At 66.8% G+C, this 20299-nt stretch carries 15 protein-coding genes; 8 read left to right on the forward strand and 7 right to left on the reverse strand.

Features of this window, described 5'->3' with window-relative positions; all coding sequences use genetic code 11:
• Positions 1 to 99 precede the first annotated feature (99 nt).
• Positions 100 to 2211, forward strand: coding sequence for a BTAD domain-containing putative transcriptional regulator (locus tag MRY80_RS05140; RefSeq protein WP_293288704.1), 2112 nt, complete (start codon positions 100 to 102; stop codon positions 2209 to 2211).
• A gap of 17 nt (positions 2212 to 2228) precedes the next feature.
• Here MRY80_RS05140 and MRY80_RS05145 read toward each other — a convergent pair whose 3' ends face one another.
• Together MRY80_RS05145 and MRY80_RS05150 are read right to left on the reverse strand one after the other, a co-directional pair.
• Entirely contained in the window at positions 2229 to 3470 is a 1242-nt protein-coding gene (locus MRY80_RS05145) for a hypothetical protein (protein WP_293288706.1), read from the reverse strand.
• 130 nt (positions 3471 to 3600) lie between these two features.
• Positions 3601 to 4065 (reverse strand): very short patch repair endonuclease, encoded by a 465-nt coding sequence (locus tag MRY80_RS05150; protein ID WP_293288708.1) that lies wholly within the window; start codon positions 4063 to 4065, stop codon positions 3601 to 3603.
• Positions 4066 to 4228: 163 nt separating this feature from the next.
• Between MRY80_RS05150 and MRY80_RS05155 the strand changes: the two genes are divergently transcribed.
• From MRY80_RS05155 to MRY80_RS05170, 4 genes are all read left to right on the forward strand, one after another.
• A complete protein-coding gene (locus MRY80_RS05155; RefSeq protein ID WP_293288710.1) occupies positions 4229 to 5452 on the forward strand; it encodes a DNA cytosine methyltransferase in 1224 nt (407 codons plus the stop codon).
• A 3-nt stretch (positions 5453 to 5455) separates the two neighbouring features.
• Complete coding sequence (locus tag MRY80_RS05160) at positions 5456 to 6373, forward strand: XamI family restriction endonuclease (RefSeq protein ID WP_293288711.1); 918 nt, start codon at positions 5456 to 5458, stop codon at positions 6371 to 6373.
• Positions 6374 to 6534: 161 nt separating this feature from the next.
• Positions 6535 to 6870, forward strand: coding sequence for an STAS domain-containing protein (locus MRY80_RS05165; RefSeq protein WP_293288713.1), 336 nt, complete (start codon positions 6535 to 6537; stop codon positions 6868 to 6870).
• Between the two features lie 151 nt (positions 6871 to 7021).
• Positions 7022 to 8008, forward strand: coding sequence for a hypothetical protein (locus MRY80_RS05170; protein ID WP_293288715.1), 987 nt, complete (start codon positions 7022 to 7024; stop codon positions 8006 to 8008).
• A gap of 220 nt (positions 8009 to 8228) precedes the next feature.
• Here the strand turns inward: MRY80_RS05170 and MRY80_RS05175 are convergent, their stop codons facing one another.
• Both MRY80_RS05175 and MRY80_RS05180 read right to left on the reverse strand, forming a co-directional pair.
• Entirely contained in the window at positions 8229 to 9128 is a 900-nt protein-coding gene (locus tag MRY80_RS05175; RefSeq protein ID WP_293288716.1) for a cation diffusion facilitator family transporter, read from the reverse strand.
• Between the two features lie 21 nt (positions 9129 to 9149).
• On the reverse strand, positions 9150 to 11357 hold the full coding sequence (locus MRY80_RS05180) for an anthranilate synthase (protein ID WP_293288717.1): 2208 nt from the start codon (positions 11355 to 11357) through the stop codon (positions 9150 to 9152).
• Between the two features lie 276 nt (positions 11358 to 11633).
• On the opposite strand from MRY80_RS05180, the gene MRY80_RS05185 reads away from it, so the two are divergent.
• From MRY80_RS05185 to MRY80_RS05195, 3 genes are all read left to right on the forward strand, one after another.
• Positions 11634 to 12416, forward strand: a complete 783-nt coding sequence (locus tag MRY80_RS05185; RefSeq protein ID WP_293288719.1) for an extensin family protein — start codon at positions 11634 to 11636, stop codon at positions 12414 to 12416.
• 110 nt (positions 12417 to 12526) lie between these two features.
• A complete protein-coding gene (locus tag MRY80_RS05190) occupies positions 12527 to 12841 on the forward strand; it encodes a DUF4342 domain-containing protein (protein WP_293288721.1) in 315 nt (104 codons plus the stop codon).
• Between the two features lie 121 nt (positions 12842 to 12962).
• On the forward strand, positions 12963 to 14540 hold the full coding sequence (locus tag MRY80_RS05195) for a pyruvate kinase (RefSeq protein WP_293288723.1): 1578 nt from the start codon (positions 12963 to 12965) through the stop codon (positions 14538 to 14540).
• Here MRY80_RS05195 and MRY80_RS05200 read toward each other — a convergent pair.
• The 3 genes from MRY80_RS05200 to MRY80_RS05210 all read right to left on the reverse strand — a co-directional run bounded on the left by MRY80_RS05200 (position 14537) and on the right by MRY80_RS05210 (position 20287).
• Complete coding sequence (locus tag MRY80_RS05200) at positions 14537 to 16216, reverse strand: formate--tetrahydrofolate ligase (RefSeq protein ID WP_293288725.1); 1680 nt, start codon at positions 16214 to 16216, stop codon at positions 14537 to 14539. The two genes, MRY80_RS05195 and MRY80_RS05200, sit on opposite strands and share 4 nt — an antisense overlap.
• Before the next feature lie 216 nt (positions 16217 to 16432).
• Positions 16433 to 19153, reverse strand: coding sequence for a CHAT domain-containing tetratricopeptide repeat protein (locus tag MRY80_RS05205; protein ID WP_293288727.1), 2721 nt, complete (start codon positions 19151 to 19153; stop codon positions 16433 to 16435).
• 21 nt (positions 19154 to 19174) lie between these two features.
• Positions 19175 to 20287 (reverse strand): DUF2333 family protein, encoded by a 1113-nt coding sequence (locus tag MRY80_RS05210; RefSeq protein WP_293288729.1) that lies wholly within the window; start codon positions 20285 to 20287, stop codon positions 19175 to 19177.
• Positions 20288 to 20299 lie beyond the last annotated feature (12 nt).

A 20299-nucleotide genomic window follows, 5' to 3' on the forward strand; every position in this document is an offset into this window, starting at 1 on the left:
CCCCGTCAGCGCCGCGGCAAAGCCGCGTGACAGGAACGGCAAAAACACGTTAAATCCGGGCCATATGGTTCCATTCGTGGTGCGAGGGCCTCGGACGTCATGTCCGCCTATGAACTCCGGACATTGGGCGATCTGTCGCTGCGCGACGCCGCCGGCGCAGCGGTCAGGCTCAAGGCGCGCAAGAGCCTTCTGCTGCTCGCCTGCCTCGCCGCCGCGCCCGACCGGCGCTCGACGCGCGAACGCCTTGCCGCCATGCTCTGGCCGGATCGCGGCGAGGAACAGGCCCGCAACAGCCTGCGCACCGCCCTGTCCGACATCCGCCGCGAACTCGGCGACGCCGTCGAAACCGACGGCGACACCCTCGTTCTCGCCCTCTCGGTCGTCGATACCGACATCGCCCGCCTCCGCCAGCGCGCCCGCGACGCCGATGCCCATGCCGATGCCGATGACGGACGCCCCCTCGGCGATTTCTTCGCCGGCGACTTCCTGGCGGGAGAGGATTTCGGCGATGCCGACGACGGCTGGCTCACCGCCCGGCGCTCGGAATTCGCGGAGCTCGCCGCTGTCATCCTGCAGCGCCGCATCGACCGGCTGCGCGAGGCCGGCGACTTCGCCCGCGCCGTCGCCGACGCCCGCGATCTCCTGTCCCTCGATCCGTTCCGCGAGGAGAGCCACCGCCTCCTGATGCGCCTCTATGCGCAGAACGGCGAGCGCTCCCGCGCCATCGCCCAGTTCCGGACCTGCCGCGCCATCCTGCGCGCCGAACTCGACGTCGAACCGTCGCCGGAAACCGCGGCGCTCGCCGACGAGATCGCCCTCTCCACCCAGTCGCCCGCCGCCGCGCTCCACCGCCTCTCAGCCGACGCGGCCGCAAGCAGCAGCGCCCGCGACACGGGCCGGCCGCCGGCCGCGGCGGACCCCTCCATCGCCGTCCTGCCCTTCACCAATCTGAGCGGCGACGCGGAGCAGGACTTTCTGGCTGCCGGCATCGCCGAGGACATTCTGACCGATCTCTCCTGCGTGTCAGGCCTCTCCGTCACCTCGACCGGATCGACGGCCATGTATCGCAACGCGGTGGCGCGTCCCGACGAGGTCGCCGCCCAGCTCGGCGTCAGCTACGTGCTGGAGGGCAGCCTGCGCCGGTCGGGCGAGACGATCCGCGTCACCGCCAAATTGGTGGAAGGCCGCACCAACCGCCTGATCTGGGCCCAGCGCTACGACCGCGCCCTGGTCGAGATGTTCGAACTGCAAAGCGAGATCGCCGAAAGCGTCGCCGCGGCGCTGCAGTTGCGGCTGTCGTCCCGCCCTGGCACCGTGCTCGGCGTGCGCGGCACCCGCAGCATCGAGGCGCATGAACACTACCTGCGCGGACGCGCCTATCTCAGGGAGATGACGCGGCGCAGCGTCGATCTGTCGAGGCGCTCCTTCGAGGCCGCCATCGCGCTCGATCCGGATTACGCGCACGCCTATGCCGGCCTCGCCGAGAGCCTGACCATGCTCGGTTTCCACTACCAGCTTCCCCGGGAGGAACTGGACGAGGCGCCCGAATTCAGCCGCCGCGCGCTACGCCTCGATCCCGGCCTCGCCGAGGCCCATTGTTCGCTCGGGCGCTACCATTCGCTGTTCCTGCGCCCGAACGAGGCGGACACCGCCTTTCTGCGCGCGATCGAACTGTCGCCGGACCTGCAGGAAGCGCATGTCTATCGCGGCGGCATGTTCATGTCGCTCGGCCGGATGGAGGAGGGCTACGCCTGCTTCCGCCGCGCCTACGAGATCGACCCCCGCGACCTGCATTCCTGCATGATGCTCTTGTCCAGCCAGACCGCGACCGGCCGCACGCAGGAGGCGCGCGCCACCGCGCGCCGCGTCCACGCGCTCACCCAGACGCGCATCGGCCTCAACCCCTATGACGACCGCGCCGTCTATGTGGGCGCCATGGCGCTCGTCGCGCTTGGCGACACCGCCGAGGCGCGCCGCTGGGCCGACACGGCGGCGGCGTTCGAGATCGAGGATCCGCGCACGACCTACAACATCGCCTGTCTCTTCGGCCTGCTCGGCGCCCGCGACGACGCCCTCCGCTTCCTGCGCCGCACCCTGTCCCTCGGCGTGTCACCCTCCAAGACCGCCTGGATGCGCGACCACGACCCCGACCTCGCCGCCATCCGCAACGACCCGCAATTCCGCCAGGCCTTCGAGGCCCACGGGGCGTAGGCGGGAGGCCTTGCCCCCTACCCCCCAATCCTAAACCGCGCCCTGCCCACCATCGCGTGCAGGCAGGCCTTGCCGTCCTTGATCGGGGTGCCCCAGCGGGCGGCGTCGCCTTGCGGGATGCAGGATTGATCCGAGACCTCGCCGAAGGCGGTGTAGAAGACGTCGAGGTGATCGCCGGCGAAGATCACGCTCGGCGCCATCACGCCCCACTCGGAAAAGGGCTGGTCATGGGTGACGAGCGTCCTGCCCTTCCGCCAGCGCAGCCCGTCGTCCGACCAGGCGTAGCGGATTTCCTGGTCCCGGTGGAACTCGCCGTCGCCGAGCGTCGTGTAGAAGGCGTGGTAGCCGCCGTCGTCGTGATAGACCTCCTGGATGTTCAGCGGCAGCGACGCGGCCCGCAGATCCAGCGACCATGGCAGATTGGCGAGATCGAGCGCGTTGACGGTCTCGATCTCGGGATCGGCCAGTCGCGTGTCGGCGAAGGTCGCCCGCATCAGCGCGATCCCGTCGAGATCGTCGCCCGTGCCTGAGCGCGGATCCTTCAGCCGCAGCGCGGTGTAGTAGAGTTCGACCGCGCCGTCCCGCCTGACGACGACGCTCGGTTCCTGCACGCTGTTTCCATAGGCGCGGGCGTCGGCGACATAGTCGAGGACGGGCGTCTCCCGAACCTTCTCGAACACCGCATTGTCGCGCATCAGCGCCTGCCGGATCGTCCGGCCCGCAAGGTGGACCTTCGCGGCCCCGATCGCGTAGCGCGCCGGCACGAACCCCGCCTCGCCGTGATGTCCGGTGGCGCTGTAGAAGAGATGCAGCGCGCCGTCGATCACGACGGGAAACGCCGTCTCCACCTTCTCGCTGTCATAGGTGCCCGCTTCCGGCGCGAGCGCCGGAAGCGGGCGGAAGCGCCATGTCCGGCCCTCGTCGTCGCTGTGGGCATAGAAGATCGCCGCCCCCTGCCGGTGCCGCGGCCCGTCCGGATCGAAACAGCGTTCGACCGTCGTCTCCGGATCGAACAGGTACTCGTCCCCGTCGAACGCCCCGTCGCCGTCGCGATCGCAGACATGGTTCGTCACGAAGAGATGATAGCCGCTCTCATCCGCGATCACCCCGGGATCCGCCAGAAACGCCGGCATCCCCGCCCTGCCGGTGTCGACAACCTTCGCGTTCTCCACCATCTCCAGCAAAAGCGGCTCCGCCGCGGTCACGGGCGCGAAGGACAGGGCGAAGAGGATCGCCAGTTGCGCGATGCGAGCTCTCAAGACCATCTCTCCTTCGACGCGTCGGGCTGGACATGGCGCATTGGCGAGCCCGGGCGGGCTTGCAGGTGAGTTCGAGGCGTTTGGTTGCCTCGAAGGGCAGGTGTTCAGACCGGTCGCACGACCGCGAGACCTAAGGGATCTCGTCGGAGCGCGAACCTGAAAGTATCCAATCCGCGACACGTTTGACAGTTTCCGGAGCACGGCCTTTCGTCAGCGCGCACTCCCAGACCACGAGGTTCCTCCAACCGGCCTCTTCGGCCTCTTCGAGGTTCTGCGCGTCACGTCGCTTGTTGCGTTCGAATTTCGCCGCCCAATAGGCTCGGTTCGTCTGCGGGACTCGAGCCTTCGCGCAGCCGTGCCCGTGCCAGAAGCAGCCATTCACCCAAATGAGGGCACGATGCTTCCTGAGACAGAGGTCCGGCTTCCCCTTGACGCCCTTGCAATGAAGCGAATAGCGGAATCCGAGCGCGTGCAGCCCGCGCCGGACGACCATTTCGGGCGCTGTGTCTTCCCGCCTTACGGCTGCCATCACCTTGCTGCGTTTCTCTGGAGGAAAGATGTCCATCCGCACGCAATAGGAATGAAAGAGGCCCATTCGGTGGCCAGGCCGTCCGCTTGGCGGTTCTTTCGCCGGCAAGTTGACACTTGCAATCTTTGTTCCCTTAATGTTCTGATAGCGGCACGATGCTTGGCCAAGTTTGGCGTGCAAAACCCGTCGCGGAACTCGGCGGAAATCGAGAATCGGTTATGAGGTAGGTATGGCGCACTTCATTTCACTTTTTTCCGGGGCCGGCGGCCTAGATTTGGGTCTTGAGATGGCCGGCTGGCAATGCCGCTACGCCTCGGACATCGACCCTGACGCCGTCGCGACGATCGAAGCGAACAGAGCTGCGAAGTTGCGATGCGGCGCGCATTTGGCGTTCGCCGACGCCCATGTCGAGAAGGCCGACGTCACGAAGTTGCACGGCGCGGACATTCTTGCGTCCGCCGGCGCCAAGCGCGGCGAAATCCCGCTGATTGCAGGAGGGCCGCCTTGCCAGTCCTGGAGCAGCGCCGGTCACCAGCTCGGCTTCGACGATCCGAGAGGGCGCCTTTGGTCGGACTTTGTCAGGATCGCAGAGGAAATCGACGCCCGCTGGCTCGTGTTTGAAAACGTTCGCGGATTGCTCACGGCCCGTGGAGCGGACGGCGTGCCCGGCTCCGCGCTGGCGACGATACGGAAGAATCTGCTGCATGCGGGCTTTCAGACCACTGTCGCACTGCTTAACGCCGCGGATTTCGGCGTTCCTCAACGACGCGTCAGACTGTTCATTGTCGGCTACAGGGCGGGTGACGCGCCTGCGTTCCCGTCACCGACCCATACGAAGAACGGCGATGAGGCGCAGGGACTGTCCCCATGGGTTTCTCTTGGGGACTGCCTGTCGGAGATAGCGCCCGTCTCGGATCAGGAGATCATCAGGCCGACGGGGAAGATGGCCCTGGAATTGGCCGGAATCCCGCCGGGCTCCGGCGTCAAGAGCATGGGAAAAGTGGAATCGACGCGGCCTGGCGGGCATTGGGGCTACAAGCAGGGAGCCTTCGTCGCCGATCCTGCGCTCCCGTCGCGGACGGTCACTGCGAGTTCCCAGCAAGATTGGCTGAGGGATCCGATGCTCGGATTGAGGCGGCTGTCTCCGCGCGAATGCGCCGCTTTGCAGACATTTCCGGAAACGTTCGTCTGGGCAGCCCGGCGTAGCGCGCAGTATCGCTTGATAGGAAACTCAGTGCCCCCCAGGCTGGCCGCCGCCATCGGCTCGCAGCTGTTGGGCGCCGTCGCTGGTCTGGAAAGGCCGGTCTCCGAACCGCATGAAGGTCTTTCTCCCTTGCCGCCTGAGCTGCAGGCCGCGATCAACTACACCGCGAGAGAAGAAAGGGCGAACGGCCATTCCCGCAGGCTTGCCCCGAGCCGACGAAAGAGACGCGCGCCCGTCGCGAATGTGTGAGCCATGCCGACCCCCGAACAAATCGCGGAAAACGAACGAAACTGCGCGATTGCTCGAGGAATCTATTTCAACAGTCGAGACGCCGAGGTGTCACGATCGGACTGGCACGCCGCGCTGAAAGACGCGCGCGGGACGATCGCGGACGCGCTCAGAGCTTCGGACTATCTGCGGAACCCGTCAGCCGCCCTTCAACGAAGCGGCTTCCACATGGCGGCGTTCCGCAACCTCCTCGCACCCCCATGCAGCCAGGACCAGTTCCGCATCCTTTGCGGGTCTTGGCCGAAAGCGAGCGAAAAGTCCGGGAGCCCCCTGAAATCCGAGACCGCGGACGAGGTCGAGGCCGTGCTCAAGGAGTGGTTCGACCCCGCTGCAGCTCCCTGGATCGCCCACGACCGAAATCCGACGAGACCGGAATTGCGCACCGCGCTTCAAAGGGCGTCCGCCTTCATCGCCTTGCAACGCTTTCAAACGGTCCAGAGGAGCCGTATCTCCGAGCAGCAGGAATCTGCCGTGATCGGACTGTTGACTTCGCTTGGTTGGACGAAGCTGCCAAGCAGAATGATCGACACCCGCGCCGCGGTCGACAAGAAAACGTTCATGCACAAGACCAGGTTTGCGACCGCGACGACCACCTCGCAGGAAGTGGACATCGCTTGCGGGTTGGGAGGCACCGTCGTCGCGGCGATCGAGTGCAAGGTGACGAACGACGAAACCAACTCGGTCAAACGGATAAACGACGTCTTGAAGAAAGCTGCCGCGTGGCACGCGCATTGGGGCAGTTTCGTGGAGACCGTGGCGGTCTTGCAGGGCGTGATCGCTCCCAAGGACGTGCACAGGCTCTCGGACGAACGCGTGCACGTCTTCTGGTCGCACGATCTGGAGCACTTCAGCAGTTGGATTGAAAAAAGGCTGGCAAGCTGACGGCCACGGCCAAGTCCCCGGCCGCCCGCACTGATCCTCGCCCTCAGTGCCGCTCCCCCCGAAACATCTGAAACACTCCGCCCCGCCCGCCGAAATCGGGCTGAAACGCCCGCATGGGAAACCGTCTTCATCGGCAAACGCCATCGGAAAAGGACAGACCCATGAACATCACCGAACAGATCCTCGGCGACCGCACCGTCAAGCTCCTGCTGCAGGGCCTTCTCGACCGTGACGGCGCGCAGGTGGCCGGGCCGCGCCTGGCGCGGGCCGCGGCGGACAACGACACCACGGTCGTCGACCTGAAGGGCGTTCCGGCCGTCGGCGCGGCCGGGCTGCGCGTCCTCGTCGAGACCGCCATGTCGGCGGACCGCAACCGCACCCGCGTGGTCGCGGTCAACACGCCGGAAGCGGCGCGCCGGGTCATGTACACGACCGGCCTCGACGACATCGTCGACATCGCCGACGACGACCACACAGGTTTTCCCGACGCCGCCTGACCTTTCTCGCTGACCTCCCCCGGCGACGCGCGCGGCGGCCACCTCCTCCCGGTGGACAGCCGCGCGCGACTTTCCCTTTGGTCGCAGTCACTTCGGCGTTTTCGCGCCGCAAACTGTCCACCGCCACGCCGCCGCGCCCATGCTGGCCCGCATGACGGATTACGTGAAGGACAGGCTGGACCAGGCGATTGCGCGCAACCGCGCGGCGCTCTCGCGCATCGTCGCGGCGCTGTTCGTGCGCGCCGGGCTGGACGAGGGCGGCGCCGACACGCTGCCGCGCCATGTCTGGCGGACGATCCTCGCCGTGCTGTTGCCCGCCGAATCCGCCACCCGCCGCCTCGTCGCCATCGCCGCCCACGACATCGCGGTGCGGCTGCGCCATCGCGCCGGCCGCCCCGTCTCCCGCAGAAAAGCCCGCCCCGTCCCGGCAGCAAGCCCAGCGAAGCCTGCGGCCCGGACGCCAACCTCGCCCGAGGCTCCGGCGACCACCACCGCATGGATCACGCCGCCTGCCCCGCCCCGGCCGGTCACGCGCACCGGCGTCTTCTGGCAGGGCCGCCTCGTGCGTCCGGGCGAGACGCCATGGGCGCCGAAAGCGCGCAAGAGCGACAACGGTTTCACGCGCTCGCCGGCCTTCCCGCTCTTCGATCCGCCGCGCCGCTTCTTCGACAATCTGGGATCCGCCGCGGGGACACCCCGCGTGCGGTTCCTGTCCGCCGTACCGCTGCCGGTCTATCTGCGCGTGGTGCCGCCGCCGGAGGAGCCGGAACCGGACGACACGGGCGAGATCGACGCGGCGCGCCTCTGCCGCCGGCTGGTCGCGCTGCGGTCCGCCCTCGACGACCTGCCCGGCCTTGCGCTGCGCTTCGCCCGCCGCAAGGCCCGGCGCGACTGGACGCTGGCGCGCCTCGCCGCGCCCCGCGAGGCCGCCGACAGCCGGCCGTCGCTTCACGGGTCAGCACCGCGGACCGACGCCCGCACTGTCTGTCGCCAGATCGCGGCGCTCGGCCCGCCGCTCAGGCGCGGCCATCCGCCGGGGCTGCGAAAACGGAGCCGCCACCCGATCGACGACATCTTGAGGGAATGCCACCACATCGCGCTGGACGCCGCGCGATGCCGCCCCGCCATGGCCGGCTGACACAGGGGCCCGCCAGCAAGGACGAAGCCCGCAGCTTGAGGGCGGGACACCAGGGGCCCGCCAGCAAGGGCGAAGCCCGCAGCTTAAAGGCGGGAAAAAGACTCACGGGAAAGAGACTTGCCTGCCCCGGCAGCGACGAATGCAATGAGGAGCTTAAGGCCGGGGCGTCAGGGGCCCGCCAGCAAGGGCGAAGCCCGTAGCTTAAGGGCGGGAAAGAGATCTAGATTCTTACGCGAATCCCGTGGGCCTTCTCGCCCTGCGGCTCGACATGGATGGCGATGGAGGCGCCGGGCACGAAATCGCGGATCGCGTCCTCCAGCCGGTCGCAGATCTCATGCGCCGCGCCGACGCTCATGGTCTTCGGCACGACGAGGTGGAAATCGATGAAGGTCGCCGGGCCGGCGACGCGGGTCCGCAGATCGTGCACGTCGATCGAGCCCTCGGCATTGGCGGCGATGATCTCCTTGATCCGCACCTCGTCGGCCGGTTCGACGGCCCGGTCCATCAGCGCGTTGACGGAGGTCGAGATCACCTTCCAGCCCTGCCAGAGGATGTTGATCGCGACCGCGATCGCCAACAGCGGATCGAGGATCGCATATCCGGTGACCAGCGCCAGGACGAGGCCGATGAAGACGCCGATCGAGGTCACCACGTCGGAGAAGATGTGATGGCCGTCGGCGACGAGCGCCGGCGACCGCTTTTGCCGCCCGACCCGGATCAGGAGATAGGCCCAGACGCCGTTGATCGCCGAGGCGAAGAGGTTGATCGCAAGGCCGAGCCCCGGCGCGGCGGGCAGCGCCGGGTTGGCAAGCGCGCCGACCGCCTGCTGCACGATCAGAAGTGCGGCGACCACGATCAGCACGCCCTCCAGCACGGCGGAGAAATACTCCGCCTTGTGGTGGCCGAACTGGTGGTCGGCATCCGCCGGCCGCTGGGCGTAGGTGATCGCGGCCAGCGCGATCACGGCGGCGATCACGTTGACGGTCGATTCCAGCCCATCGGACAGAAGCGCCACCGACCCGGTGACATACCAGGCGACGAGCTTCAGGCCCATCACGCCGATCGCGACGGCAATGGACCACGTCGCCAGCCGCTTCACGGCCGGATCGAATTCCGTCATCGGGCCTTCGCCCTCCTTGCGTCAGGCGGCCGCGGTCCGGCTGCGTTTGTCCTTCAGGTCGACCAGATGCGCGACCACGTTCTCGATCATCCGCATCCCGGCATTGCCGCCGAGCGTCATGATCGATTCGGGGTGGAACTGCACGGCGGCCACCGGCTCGCTCTCGTGCTCGATCCCCATCACCACGCCGTCCTCGGTTTCCGCCGTGACGACGAACCCGTCCGGCAGGCGCGACGGATCGGCGAAGATCGAGTGATAGCGTCCGACCGTCACGTTTTTCGGCAGGCCCGAAAACACCTTGCCGGGGTGGTTGATGCGAATGCGCGACGGCTTGCCGTGCATTGGCAGGCTGAGTTGCCTGAGATTGCCGCCATAGGCCTCGGTCAGCGCCTGCAACCCGAGGCAGACCCCGAAGATCGGCAGGTCGCGCTCGCGCGCCTTGCGGATCGTCGCCTTGCAGTCGAAATCCGACGGCATGCCCGGCCCGGGCGACAGCACCACGAGGTCCGGCTGGTAGGTCTCGAAGACACTGTCCGGCACGGGCGAGCGCACGGTGCGCACCTCCGCCCCGGTCTGGCGGAAATAGTTGGCGAGCGTGTGGACGAAACTGTCCTCGTGATCGACCAGCAGGATCTTCACGCCGATGCCGACCTTGGCCGTTTCGCGCGCCTTGGAGCCGTCATTGGCTTTCTTGGCCTCGCGGATCGCGGCCAGCATCGCCGAGGCCTTCAATTCGGTCTCGGCCTCCTCGTCCTCCGGCACGGAATCGAACAGCAGCGTCGCCCCGGCCCGCACCGACGCGATCCCGTCGCGCACATGGATCGTGCGCAGCGTCAGCCCGGTGTTCATGTCGCCGTCGAACTTGACCATGCCGATCGCCCCGCCATACCAGGCGCGCGGGCTCTTCTCGTTGGCCTCGATGAAGCGCATCGCCCAGAGTTTCGGCGCCCCGGTCACGGTCACCGCCCAGGCGTGGCTCAAGAACCCGTCGAAGGCGTCCATGCCCTCGCGCAGCCGGCCCTCCACATGGTCGACCGTGTGGATCAGCCGCGAATACATCTCGATCTGCCGGCGTCCGATCACCCGCACCGAACCCGGCTCGCAAACGCGGCTCTTGTCGTTGCGGTCGACGTCAGAACACATGGTCAGTTCGGATTCGTCCTTCTTGGAGTTGAGCAGCTTCAGGATCTGCTCGGAATCCGAGATCGCGTCCTCGCCGCGCTTGATCGTGCCGGAGATCGGGCAGGTCTCGATGCGCCGCCCGGTCACGCGCACGAACATCTCCGGCGACGCACCCACCAGGAACTCGTTGCGGGTCAGGTTCATGAAGAAGGAATAGGGCGCGGGGTTGGTCTGTTTCAGCCGTCGCGCGATCGCCGAAGGCGCGGTCTCGCAGCGCTCGTGGAAGATCTGGCCCGGCACGACCTCGAACAGGTCGCCGCGCGCGAATTTCTCCTTCGCCTTCCCGACCAGGCGCGCATATTCGCCCGGCTCGTGATCGCCGCGCGGCGGGATCGTGTCGCTCTTGACGAAGGGATGCGGCGCCACCGTGCCGTCGAGCCCGTCGGTGGTCAGCTCACCGTCGCTGAATTCGTAGCGGTCGATCCAGGCCTTGGCCGCGTGGTTATCGACCACCAGGATCTCGTCGGGAAAGAACAGCGCCAGGTCGCGCTGGCCGGTGTCGCGCTGCATCACCTGCTGGATCGGGTCGAACTGGAAGGCGATGTCGTAGCCGAAGGCCCCGTAAAGCGCGAGGTCGTTGTCCTCGCCGGAATGGAAGTGATCCACGATCGCCCGCAGCGCCGAGAAAACGCTCGCCGCCCGGGTCCGGTCCTCTTCCATGATCACGCCCGCCGCCTCGGCGATCTCGACGGCCAGCGTGCCGTCGCCCGCGTCCAGACCGGCAATGTGCTCGGCCCCGGTCAGCGCCTTCTCGATCATCTTGACGAGCGGCTTGCCGCGCTCCGACAGCGCCTCGATGGTCATCGATCGCTGATGCGCGGAAATCAGCACCGGCGGATTGACGATCGCCGTGTCCCACCGCGTGTAGCGGCCCGGATATTCGTAGTTGGAGGAAAGGATGACGCCCGGCTGGGTATCGAGCATGTCGGTGTAGTCGGATATCGCGGTGCGATAGTCGGCGTCGCGCCGGTATCGTCGCACGGTGACGCCACCGCGCGTGACATAGGTAAGATCGGGCTCGCCCGCAGATCCTTCGAATTCCGTCATCGTTCCTGTCCCTTTTTACGCGCCGGACAGCAAAAAACCGCCAGCGCTCGTCTGCACTTGGCGGTTTGTGAATTCTGGCACGCAGCCGTGGTCAGTCACCGCCTAGGAGCGGAGCCACCACCAAAGTTTCGTCGTTGCGCTACGGTATGCCATGGCCGGACCATAGTCCGGGCGGTTTTTCCGCGCAATCCAAAAAATCGGACTTGCGATCGGCGCTTTCACCGTGACGATGGAACGACTGCCCGCCCCGCACGTTCCGTCCAGGACATGAGATCCGTGACCGCCAGACCCCTCATCGCCCTCCTGTCGGCCCTGTGCGCGACCGCCATCGCCGTGGCCGAGCCTGTCGATGCCGAGCAGGACCCGATCCCCGTCCCCGTCGAAAACCCCCGCCGCCACGCCGATACCGACCAGCCGGAGAAACCCGGCACGCCGGATGCGACGCCCGCCGAAGAGGCGAAGGAGGAGGAGCCGCCGCCGGATCCGCCCCCGCCCGCGCCCGACGAAGCCGCGCTCGCCCGCTGCGAGACCGAACTGCGCGCGCTCGGCGCGGTCTTCGAGCGCGAGGATGCGATCGACGGTCCCGGCGCATGCGGGCTCGCCGCCTCCTATCAGGTCAGCCAGATCGTGACCGGCGTCTCCCTGGCGCCCGCGACCGAGATGCGCTGCGCCACCGCGCTCGCGACCGCCCGGTGGATCTCGACCGTGGTCAGGCCGGCCGCGCACGTCTTCGGCGACGAGGTCCGCCTGACCGGCATTCGCCATGCCTCCACTTATGTCTGCCGCACCCGCAACAGCCAGCCCGGCGCCAAGATGTCGGAGCATGCCCTCGGAAACGCCATCGACATCCGCCGCTTCGAGTTCGACGGTCACGACCCCCTCGAGATCAAGCCCCGCAAGCGGACCGGATCGCGCGAGGAAAGTTTCCAGAAGGCGGTCCAGGCAGGCGCCTGCCTGCACTTCACAACCGTCCTCGGCCCCGGCTCCGACGCCTTCCATGACGACCACATCCATCTCGATCTCGCCAGCAGGACCAGGGGGTACCGGCTGTGCCAATAGCGCCTCGAACGCTCGGCGCGCCGCTGTTTGACGGGCGTCAACGCAGGCCCCGCGCCAAGCTGCTACGCCGCCTGACATCCCGAAAGGAACCACAGCGCGGAGGCCGTCCCATGGATACCGAAGACCAGCAGGGCAAGAAGAAGACCTTTACCGAGGAAATCGAGATCGCGGGCGATCAGCTCGTCGAGCGCGTCAAGGAAATCGTCAAGGAAGGCAATGTCCGCCAGCTCCGCCTCAAGGCGTCCGACGGCGACATCGTCCTCGAAACCCCGCTGACGATCGGCGTCGTCGCGGGCGGCGTGCTCGCGCTTGCCGCGCCATGGCTCGCGGTCCTCGGCGTGATCGCGGCACTCGTCACCCATGTGACCGTGGAAGTCGTCCGCGAGGTCGAAGACGAGGACGATGCCGGCCCCGGCGCAAGCTGACCGCTTCGCCCGGCGTCATCAGGCTGTCATGCAGGTCGACAAAGACTGCGGTCTCACGCAAACCCGATACGCCCGCCGGAACCGTCGCGTTGCCGGCTGGCCAGGATGAGATGCCAGACAGATGAGTGACGTCGGCCCCGGCAACCCCTCGGCGGATGCCGCCGACCCGGCAACGCAAGCCGCCCGAGTTCAGGCCTCGCGCACGCTTCTCCGGCGGCTGATGGCCGAGATCGGCGAGGACGCCGCGCAGATGTGCGCGACCTGGGACCCGGAAATCGAACGCGAGGCGTTTCGCGCCGGCGCCGAAAACCTGGCCTACTACCTCGCGTCCCGCCAGCGCGACCTCACCGAATTGCAGGCCGGCCTTTCGGCGCTTGGCCTCTCGTCGCTCGGCCGCTCGGAATCCCATCCGCGCCAGACCATGGCGGCCGTCGCCGCAACCCTCGACGGCCTGACCGGCCACGCCGCCAACTGGCCGTCGCCCGAGGAACTGGCGGCCGGCCTTGAAAACATCACCCGTGACCAGGACCTGTTCTTCGGCGATTTTCCGGGCGGCCGCAAAACCCGCATCATGGTCACTGTTCCCGAAGAAGGCGCCGACGATGCGTCGCTGGTCGAAAGCCTCGTCGAGGCCGGCGCGAGCTGCTTCCGCATCAATTGCGCCCATGACGGTCCGCAGGCCTGGACCAGGATGATCGCCCATATTCGCGCCGCCGCGGAAAAAGCCGGCCGCACCTGCCCGATCGTCATGGACATCGCCGGCCCGAAATGCCGCATCGAAACCGCGGATCTCGCCGGCCGCAAGCGCGTCTTCCGCGGCGACCGCTTCCACCTCTTCGCCGAGCCGCCGACCGCGCGCAACGACCTGCCCTATGTCACGATCAGCTTTCCCGAGGTGGTCAAACGCGTCCAGCCCGGCATGCTGGTCTGGATCGATGACGGCAAGATCGGCGCCCGCGTCATTGAAACGAGCGAAGGCGGCGCGCTTCTGGAAGTCACGGTCGCCCGCGACAAGGGCGAGAAGCTGCGGCTGGAAAAGGGCGTCAACTTCCCGAGCGTCGATCTCGACATGCCGCTTCTGACGCCGAAGGACGCGGCCGATCTCGCCTTCGTCGCCGAGCATGCCGACGTCGTCGGCTGCTCCTTCGTCCAGCGGACCGGCGACGTGCGCCTGATCTCCGCCGAACTCGGCAGGCATCGCGGCGACCGCCCGCCCCAGCCTTTGCTTCTGAAGATCGAGACCGGCCTGGCGGTGCGCAACCTGCCCCGCCTCATCGTCCAGGCAGGCGCCCGCCATCCCGTCGCAGTGATGATCGCGCGCGGCGATCTCGCCATGGAAGTCGGCACGGAACGCCTGTCGGAAGTGCAGGAGGAAATTCTCTGGCTCTGCGAGGCGGCCCACATTCCCGTCGTCTGGGCGACGCAGGTTCTCGAAACCCTGATCAAGAGCGGCGCGCCCTCACGCGCCGAGGTCACCGATGCGGCGATGGGTCAGCGCGCCGAATGCGTGATGCTGAACAAGGGTCCCTATGTGGTCGAGACCATCCGCTTCCTGGCCGGCATTCTGCGGCGCATGGACCGCCACCAATTCAAAAAAACGCCCCGCCTTTCGGCGCTGACGTCTTGGCACGGCCCGCAGCCGCTGCGCGAGAAGGAAGAGGAGAGCGCCGGCGAGGCGCCCTCCTCCCATCCTGCCTAGAACAGGCCTTCGACATTGCCCTCGTCGTTGAGGCGGATCACCTCGGCGGAGGGTTTGCGGGGAAGGCCCGGCATGGTCATGATCTCACCGCAGATCGCGACGATGAAACCGGCACCGGCCGAAAGCCGCACTTCGCGCACCGGCACCGAATGGCCCGTCGGCGCGCCGCGCAGGTTCGGATCGGTCGAGAAGGAATACTGCGTCTTGGCCATGCAGACCGGCAGATGGCCGTACCCGGCCTCTTCCCAGGTCTTGAGCTGAGCGCGCACCGCCTTGTCGGCGATCACCTCGTCGGCGTGATAGATGCGCTTGGCGACCGTCTCGATCTTCTGGAACAGACCCATCTCGTCCGGATAGAGCGGCGCGAAGTGGGCGGCGCCGCTTTCAGCCAGCGCGACCACCTTGTTGGCGAGATCCTCGATACCCGCCGAACCGTCGGCCCAGTGCTTGCAGAGGATCGCCTCGGCGCCCTGTGCGGCGACGTAATCCTTGACGGCCTGGATCTCGGCGTCGGTGTCGGAGACGAAGTGGTTGATCGCGACCACGACCGGCACGCCGAAGCTCTTCACATTGCCGATGTGGCGGCCGAGATTCGGGCAGCCCTTCTGCACGGCCTCGACGTTCTCGGCACCGAGATCTTCCTTCTTGACGCCGCCATTCATCTTCATCGCGCGAACCGTCGCGACGATCACCGCGGCGGCCGGCTTCAGGCCCGCCTTGCGGCACTTGATGTCGAAGAACTTCTCGGCCCCGAGATCGGCGCCGAAACCGGCTTCGGTCACCACGTAGTCGGCCAGCTTCAGAGCCGTGGTCGTCGCGATCACCGAGTTGCAGCCATGCGCGATGTTGGCGAACGGTCCGCCATGCACGAAGGCCGGGTTGTTTTCCAGCGTCTGCACGAGGTTCGGCTGCATCGCGTCCTTGAGCAGCACGGTCATCGCGCCGTCGGCATTGACGTCCCGGCAATAGACCGGCGTCTTGTCGCGGCGATAGGCGATGACGATGTCGCCGAGGCGCTTCTGCAGGTCGGCGAGGTCCTTGGCCAGGCACAGGATCGCCATGACTTCCGAAGCCACCGTGATGTCGAAACCCGTCTGACGCGGAAAACCGTTGGCGACGCCGCCGAGCGACACCACGATGTCGCGCAGCGCCCGATCGTTCATGTCCATCACGCGACGCCAGCTCACGCGCCGCTCGTCGATGCCGAGCTCGTTGCCCCAGTAGATGTGATTGTCGATCATCGCCGACAGAAGATTGTGCGCCGACGTGATCGCGTGGAAGTCGCCGGTGAAGTGAAGGTTCATCTCCTCCATCGGCACCACCTGCGCATAGCCGCCGCCGGCCGCCCCGCCCTTCATGCCGAAATTCGGCCCGAGCGACGCTTCACGTATACATATCGCGGTCTTCTTGCCGATCCGGTTGAGCCCGTCGCCGAGGCCCACGGTCGTCGTCGTCTTGCCCTCGCCTGCCGGCGTCGGGTTGATCGCGGTCACCAGAATGAGCTTGCCGTCCGGACGGCCCTGCAGCGATTTGATGAATTCCGCCGAGACCTTCGCCTTGTCGTGTCCATAGGGAAGCAGGTGTTCCGAGGGAATATCCAGCTTGGCGCCGATCTCCTGGATCGGCTTCTTGTTCGCAGCGCGTGCGATCTCGATGTCAGTCTTGAATTCGGCCATGATGCTCTCCGCTTGGTCCTCCCGGCAGAGCCATCTGCCGATGCGCAATGTATACACGCAGGCCTATCGGGTTTGGCAACCCGAAATCAGCCTTTCGATGCGCAGTTTGCGACAATCGCGCCTGTCCGGACCTGTCTGCTTGCGATACGCCATGCCGCGATTGCGCAGATCGGCTGCCCGACTTGCGGTCGAATGCGTGCGGTTCGGGAGAGCGTTTCAGCCGCGGTCCGGCACGCCGACAAGGATGAAAGGCGCCCAATAGGCCGGATGCGACCATTCCGGTCGCCCGCCTCCGTCGAGGATGGAGAGGATCGCCTGGCGCTGCGCCTCGGCACCGCGCATCTGCGGGTGCTGCGCGCGCAGGCTGAACAGTTCCGTCATCAGGTATACGGCCGAATGGCTCTCCACCGGCCAATGGCTGACCATGAGGGCGCGCGCGCCTGCATACATGAAGGCCCGCGCGAGGCCCGACAACGGCTCCGCGCCTGGTGTCTCGCCAACCGCCGTGTTGCATGCCGACAGAACCACCCAGTCGGCCGAAAGCCGCATCTGCGAAATCTCCGATGCCGTCAGAAACCCGTCCTCGCCGCCGCCGGCGGTCAACGCCAAGGCCGGTTCGGAGAGCGGCGCGCCGTCGGTGCCGGCGATGTCGCCCGCGACGAGGCCATGCGTGGCGAAATAGAGAACCCGATAGTCGTCCAGACTGGCTGCCTTCAGCGCCGCCTCGCTGGCGTCGACACCAAGCCTCGCCGCGGATTGCGGTGCGCCGAAAGCGGCGACGACCGAACCCGCCTCGTCTGCGGTCTCGGGCAGCGGAGCAAGCGCGCTCCTGAGCGTCGCCGGCGCGGCCTGCGCGACGTCGAAGACGGGATCGGCGAAAGCCAGGATGGAGTGAGATGGCGACGCCGCACCGGCGAGCGCTGCCGTCCTTAACGACGAGATCGACGGCAGGACCGTCACCGAATAGTGGCGGATGAGCCAGTCGGTCGGAACGTCGTCCCCGGCGGGGGGCGCCACGACGAGCAGTTGCGGCGGGAGCGCCGTCATCGCGCCGCGCAGGTCGAAATAGAGGTGCTTCTTGCCTTCCAGCAATTCCGCCCCTGGCGCGATCAACACCTCGTAGAGGCCATGGGCGAATTCGACCGGAAACGCGCCTGCGGCTTGTCGCTTGTGTTTGGGCGCGGCCGACCGCACGCCGAGCGTGAGCTCGACCGACGTGCGGATCGCTTCCACCGCCTGCTGCATCTGCGACGCGGTGGCCGAGATCGAGTACCACATGGCGTCGTCGCGGGTGATCACCATCGCCATCGGCTGCCCATCAAGCGCGCCGGTTTCCAGGATCACCAGCGCCTCGTCATCGCCGAGATGGCTCTGGATCTCCTCCTTGGACAAAGACCCCTGCCCGCTGACCGCGGCGAGGGACGGGAACTCCGTGTCGATCCGCTGCCTGATCGCGCTGACCGCGTCCTGGAGCGCGCCCAGCTCCGTGCGCAGCGTCCGCTCCTCGGCCTCGTCTCTCGCTTCGAGCGGCAGTCCCATCACGGCGGATAGGCGCTGCTGATAGTCGTGAACGGCGGCTTGGTTGTCGGACAGGTCGCGCAGGATCGACGCGGCCTCGCCGGTACCGGCCAAAAGCCTCTCGTTCAGTTGCGCCTGGGCGCGCGCCGCCCCGAAGCCCTGGATCGTCTGCAGATAGTCGAGCACGCTGTTGCCGGCGCGCGTCGCGTCCCACACGCCTTCCTTGGCTGCGAGCGCAAGCGCGTAGAGATAGTAGTCGCCGCGCGGCAGCGCACCGCCTTCCAGTGTGCGGCTGAACATGTCCAGCCCTTCGCCGGGCCGGTCGTTGCGGGCCAGCATGAAGCCCAGCATGTCGCGCGCCTCGACGAGATCAGCGTCGGACGGGCTGCGTTCGGCCGCCCAGATGGCCTCGACCTCCCGCATGAGGTCGATCGCCTGCCGGACGTCCTCGGGCTTGTCCTCGTCATAGAGTGCCAGCGACCGGATGCTGGCGAACACCGCCCAACGCGAACTGGAACGGCCATAGACCTCTTCGACGCGCGCCAGGATCGGCTGGACGAAGGCGTCCGTCTCGTCGTAGCGGTCCAGCGCCCAGAGCACCTTGGCCTTCACCGCCGAGGCTTCGAGAATATCCGGCTGCAGATCCGGATGCTTCAAGACGCTGTAGATGGTCAGATAGTCCGCGATGGACGCGTCGAGCGAGACCAACGCCTCCTGCAGCTTGCCGTGCGCCGCCTGCATGTAGCCCAGTTCGCCGAGGGCGGTGGCGCGAAGCTGGGTCATCCGCGGATCCGCCTGCCCGGCGGTCTGTTCCGCGATGCGCGCAAAATGGGCCTCGGCGACGTCGGACTGTCCGAGCGAGCGCGCCGCGCGCGCCAGCTGAAGCCGGGTCCCGATGGTCAGATAATGGCTCTCGCCGAGACGCTGTTCGGCTTCGGCCAGAACATTCGTCGCCAGCGATTGCGCCTCGGCGGCGTCGCCGCTCTGCGTATGGGCCTGGATCAGCTGGTTGAGGGACTGCCAGAGCAGCTCGTCATCGGTCTCCAGGAGCCGGTTTGCGCGCGACGCCACCGTTCGAGCCAGCTCCAGCGCCTCGTCATAGTGGCCCTGCCGTATCACGGCGTCGGTGATCAGGTATTCGACTTCGATGACTTCGCGGGCGTCCTGCCCGAAGCTCGCCACCGCGAGCTTCCAGGTCTGCCGGGCGTATTTCTCGATCGCGCCATGTTCGGCGGAACCCGCCATCCAGGCCTTCAGATCGATCATCAGATCCTGGAACTCTTCAGGCGTCAGCAGACCGTCGGAAGCCTGCGCATCCGCCTGCTCGGCGGCCTCCGGTCGCTCCTGCGCGACCGCAAGCTCCGCTGTCGGCGCATGGACTGCGATCAGAAACAGGACTGGGAGCACACGCCTCAGCATGCCCGTTGACCGGCCTCCGGATTACCGCTCGAGAATGTCCCGCATCTCGACGAGGTTGGAGCGCACCCGCAACAGGTAGAAGCCCATGGTCGCCAGATGCGACGGCATGATCCAGCTCGACTCGTTGCCGTTGGAGATGATGAAGGGATGCATGTCGAGCGAAGCGCGCAACTGATCTTCCGTACGCTCCCAGACGGCTGTCAGCCGCCGGTCATCATAGACGTCTCGGAAATCGGCCTGTGTGGCTTCCAGGATGCCGTAATAGGCATAGAGCTGCCCGTAGGTGAACCAGAACCGGTCGTCGGCGCGCGGGTCGAACCATCCCAGATCGCTCGCCTCCATGCGCTGGCGCAGGATGTCGGAGGTCGAGCCGATGTCGCCCGTGATCCGGTCCAGAAACTGCATGAGGTTGTCGGTGCGCGCGTCGAACTGGCCTTCGCAGGCCGTCAGTTCCTGGTTGAAACGGTCGAGCGCGCGCTTGGCGTCGCGCTGCCGTTCCGCCGTGGTCGGCTGCACGAAGGGCGCCGAGAAGGTCAGCCACCACGCATCCTCGGTATAGGCCATGTCCTGGCGCGCTTCCTGCAGGTTCTGGTTGATCTGCGAGGTTCCGCGCACGCGGCCCAGCCGGTCGACGAGCTCGACCGTCGTGCGGCGCAGGACCTGGTTCATCCCGAGCAGGAAGGCGGCCTTGTTGTCGAGGAACGGCGTGTTCTTCCAGGCCATGCCGAAAAGGCCCGCCTTGGAGAGCGGATGCTGCGGCACCCAGTAATTCTGGTTGACGCTGAAATCGATGAGGTCGCTGGTGACCTGTACGATCGCCGACGGTGCGCATTGCGTCACGGAGCCCTCCGGCAGCGCCTCGCCGGGCGTGACCGTCAAGCTGGCGAAATCGTACCGGTCCACATAGTCCTGGTCCCAGTTCACCCAGCGTTCGGCGACCCAGAAGAAGTGGCCGTAGCCGATCACGATGGCGAGCACGATGGCGATGATCGGCGTCTTGATGATCCAGCCGCGGCGATTGTACCAGCGGCCGAACGCCATGAAGGGCCACAACAGCCAGGCGATGAAGGTCCCGATCCCGCGCCCGATCATTTCGAAGACGCGCGAGAAGAAGGCGATAATCGGATCCAGCATGGTTCAAAACCC

Origin of the sequence: Oricola sp., assembly GCF_022763245.1 — a bacterium.
GTDB lineage: Bacteria > Pseudomonadota > Alphaproteobacteria > Rhizobiales > Rhizobiaceae > Oricola.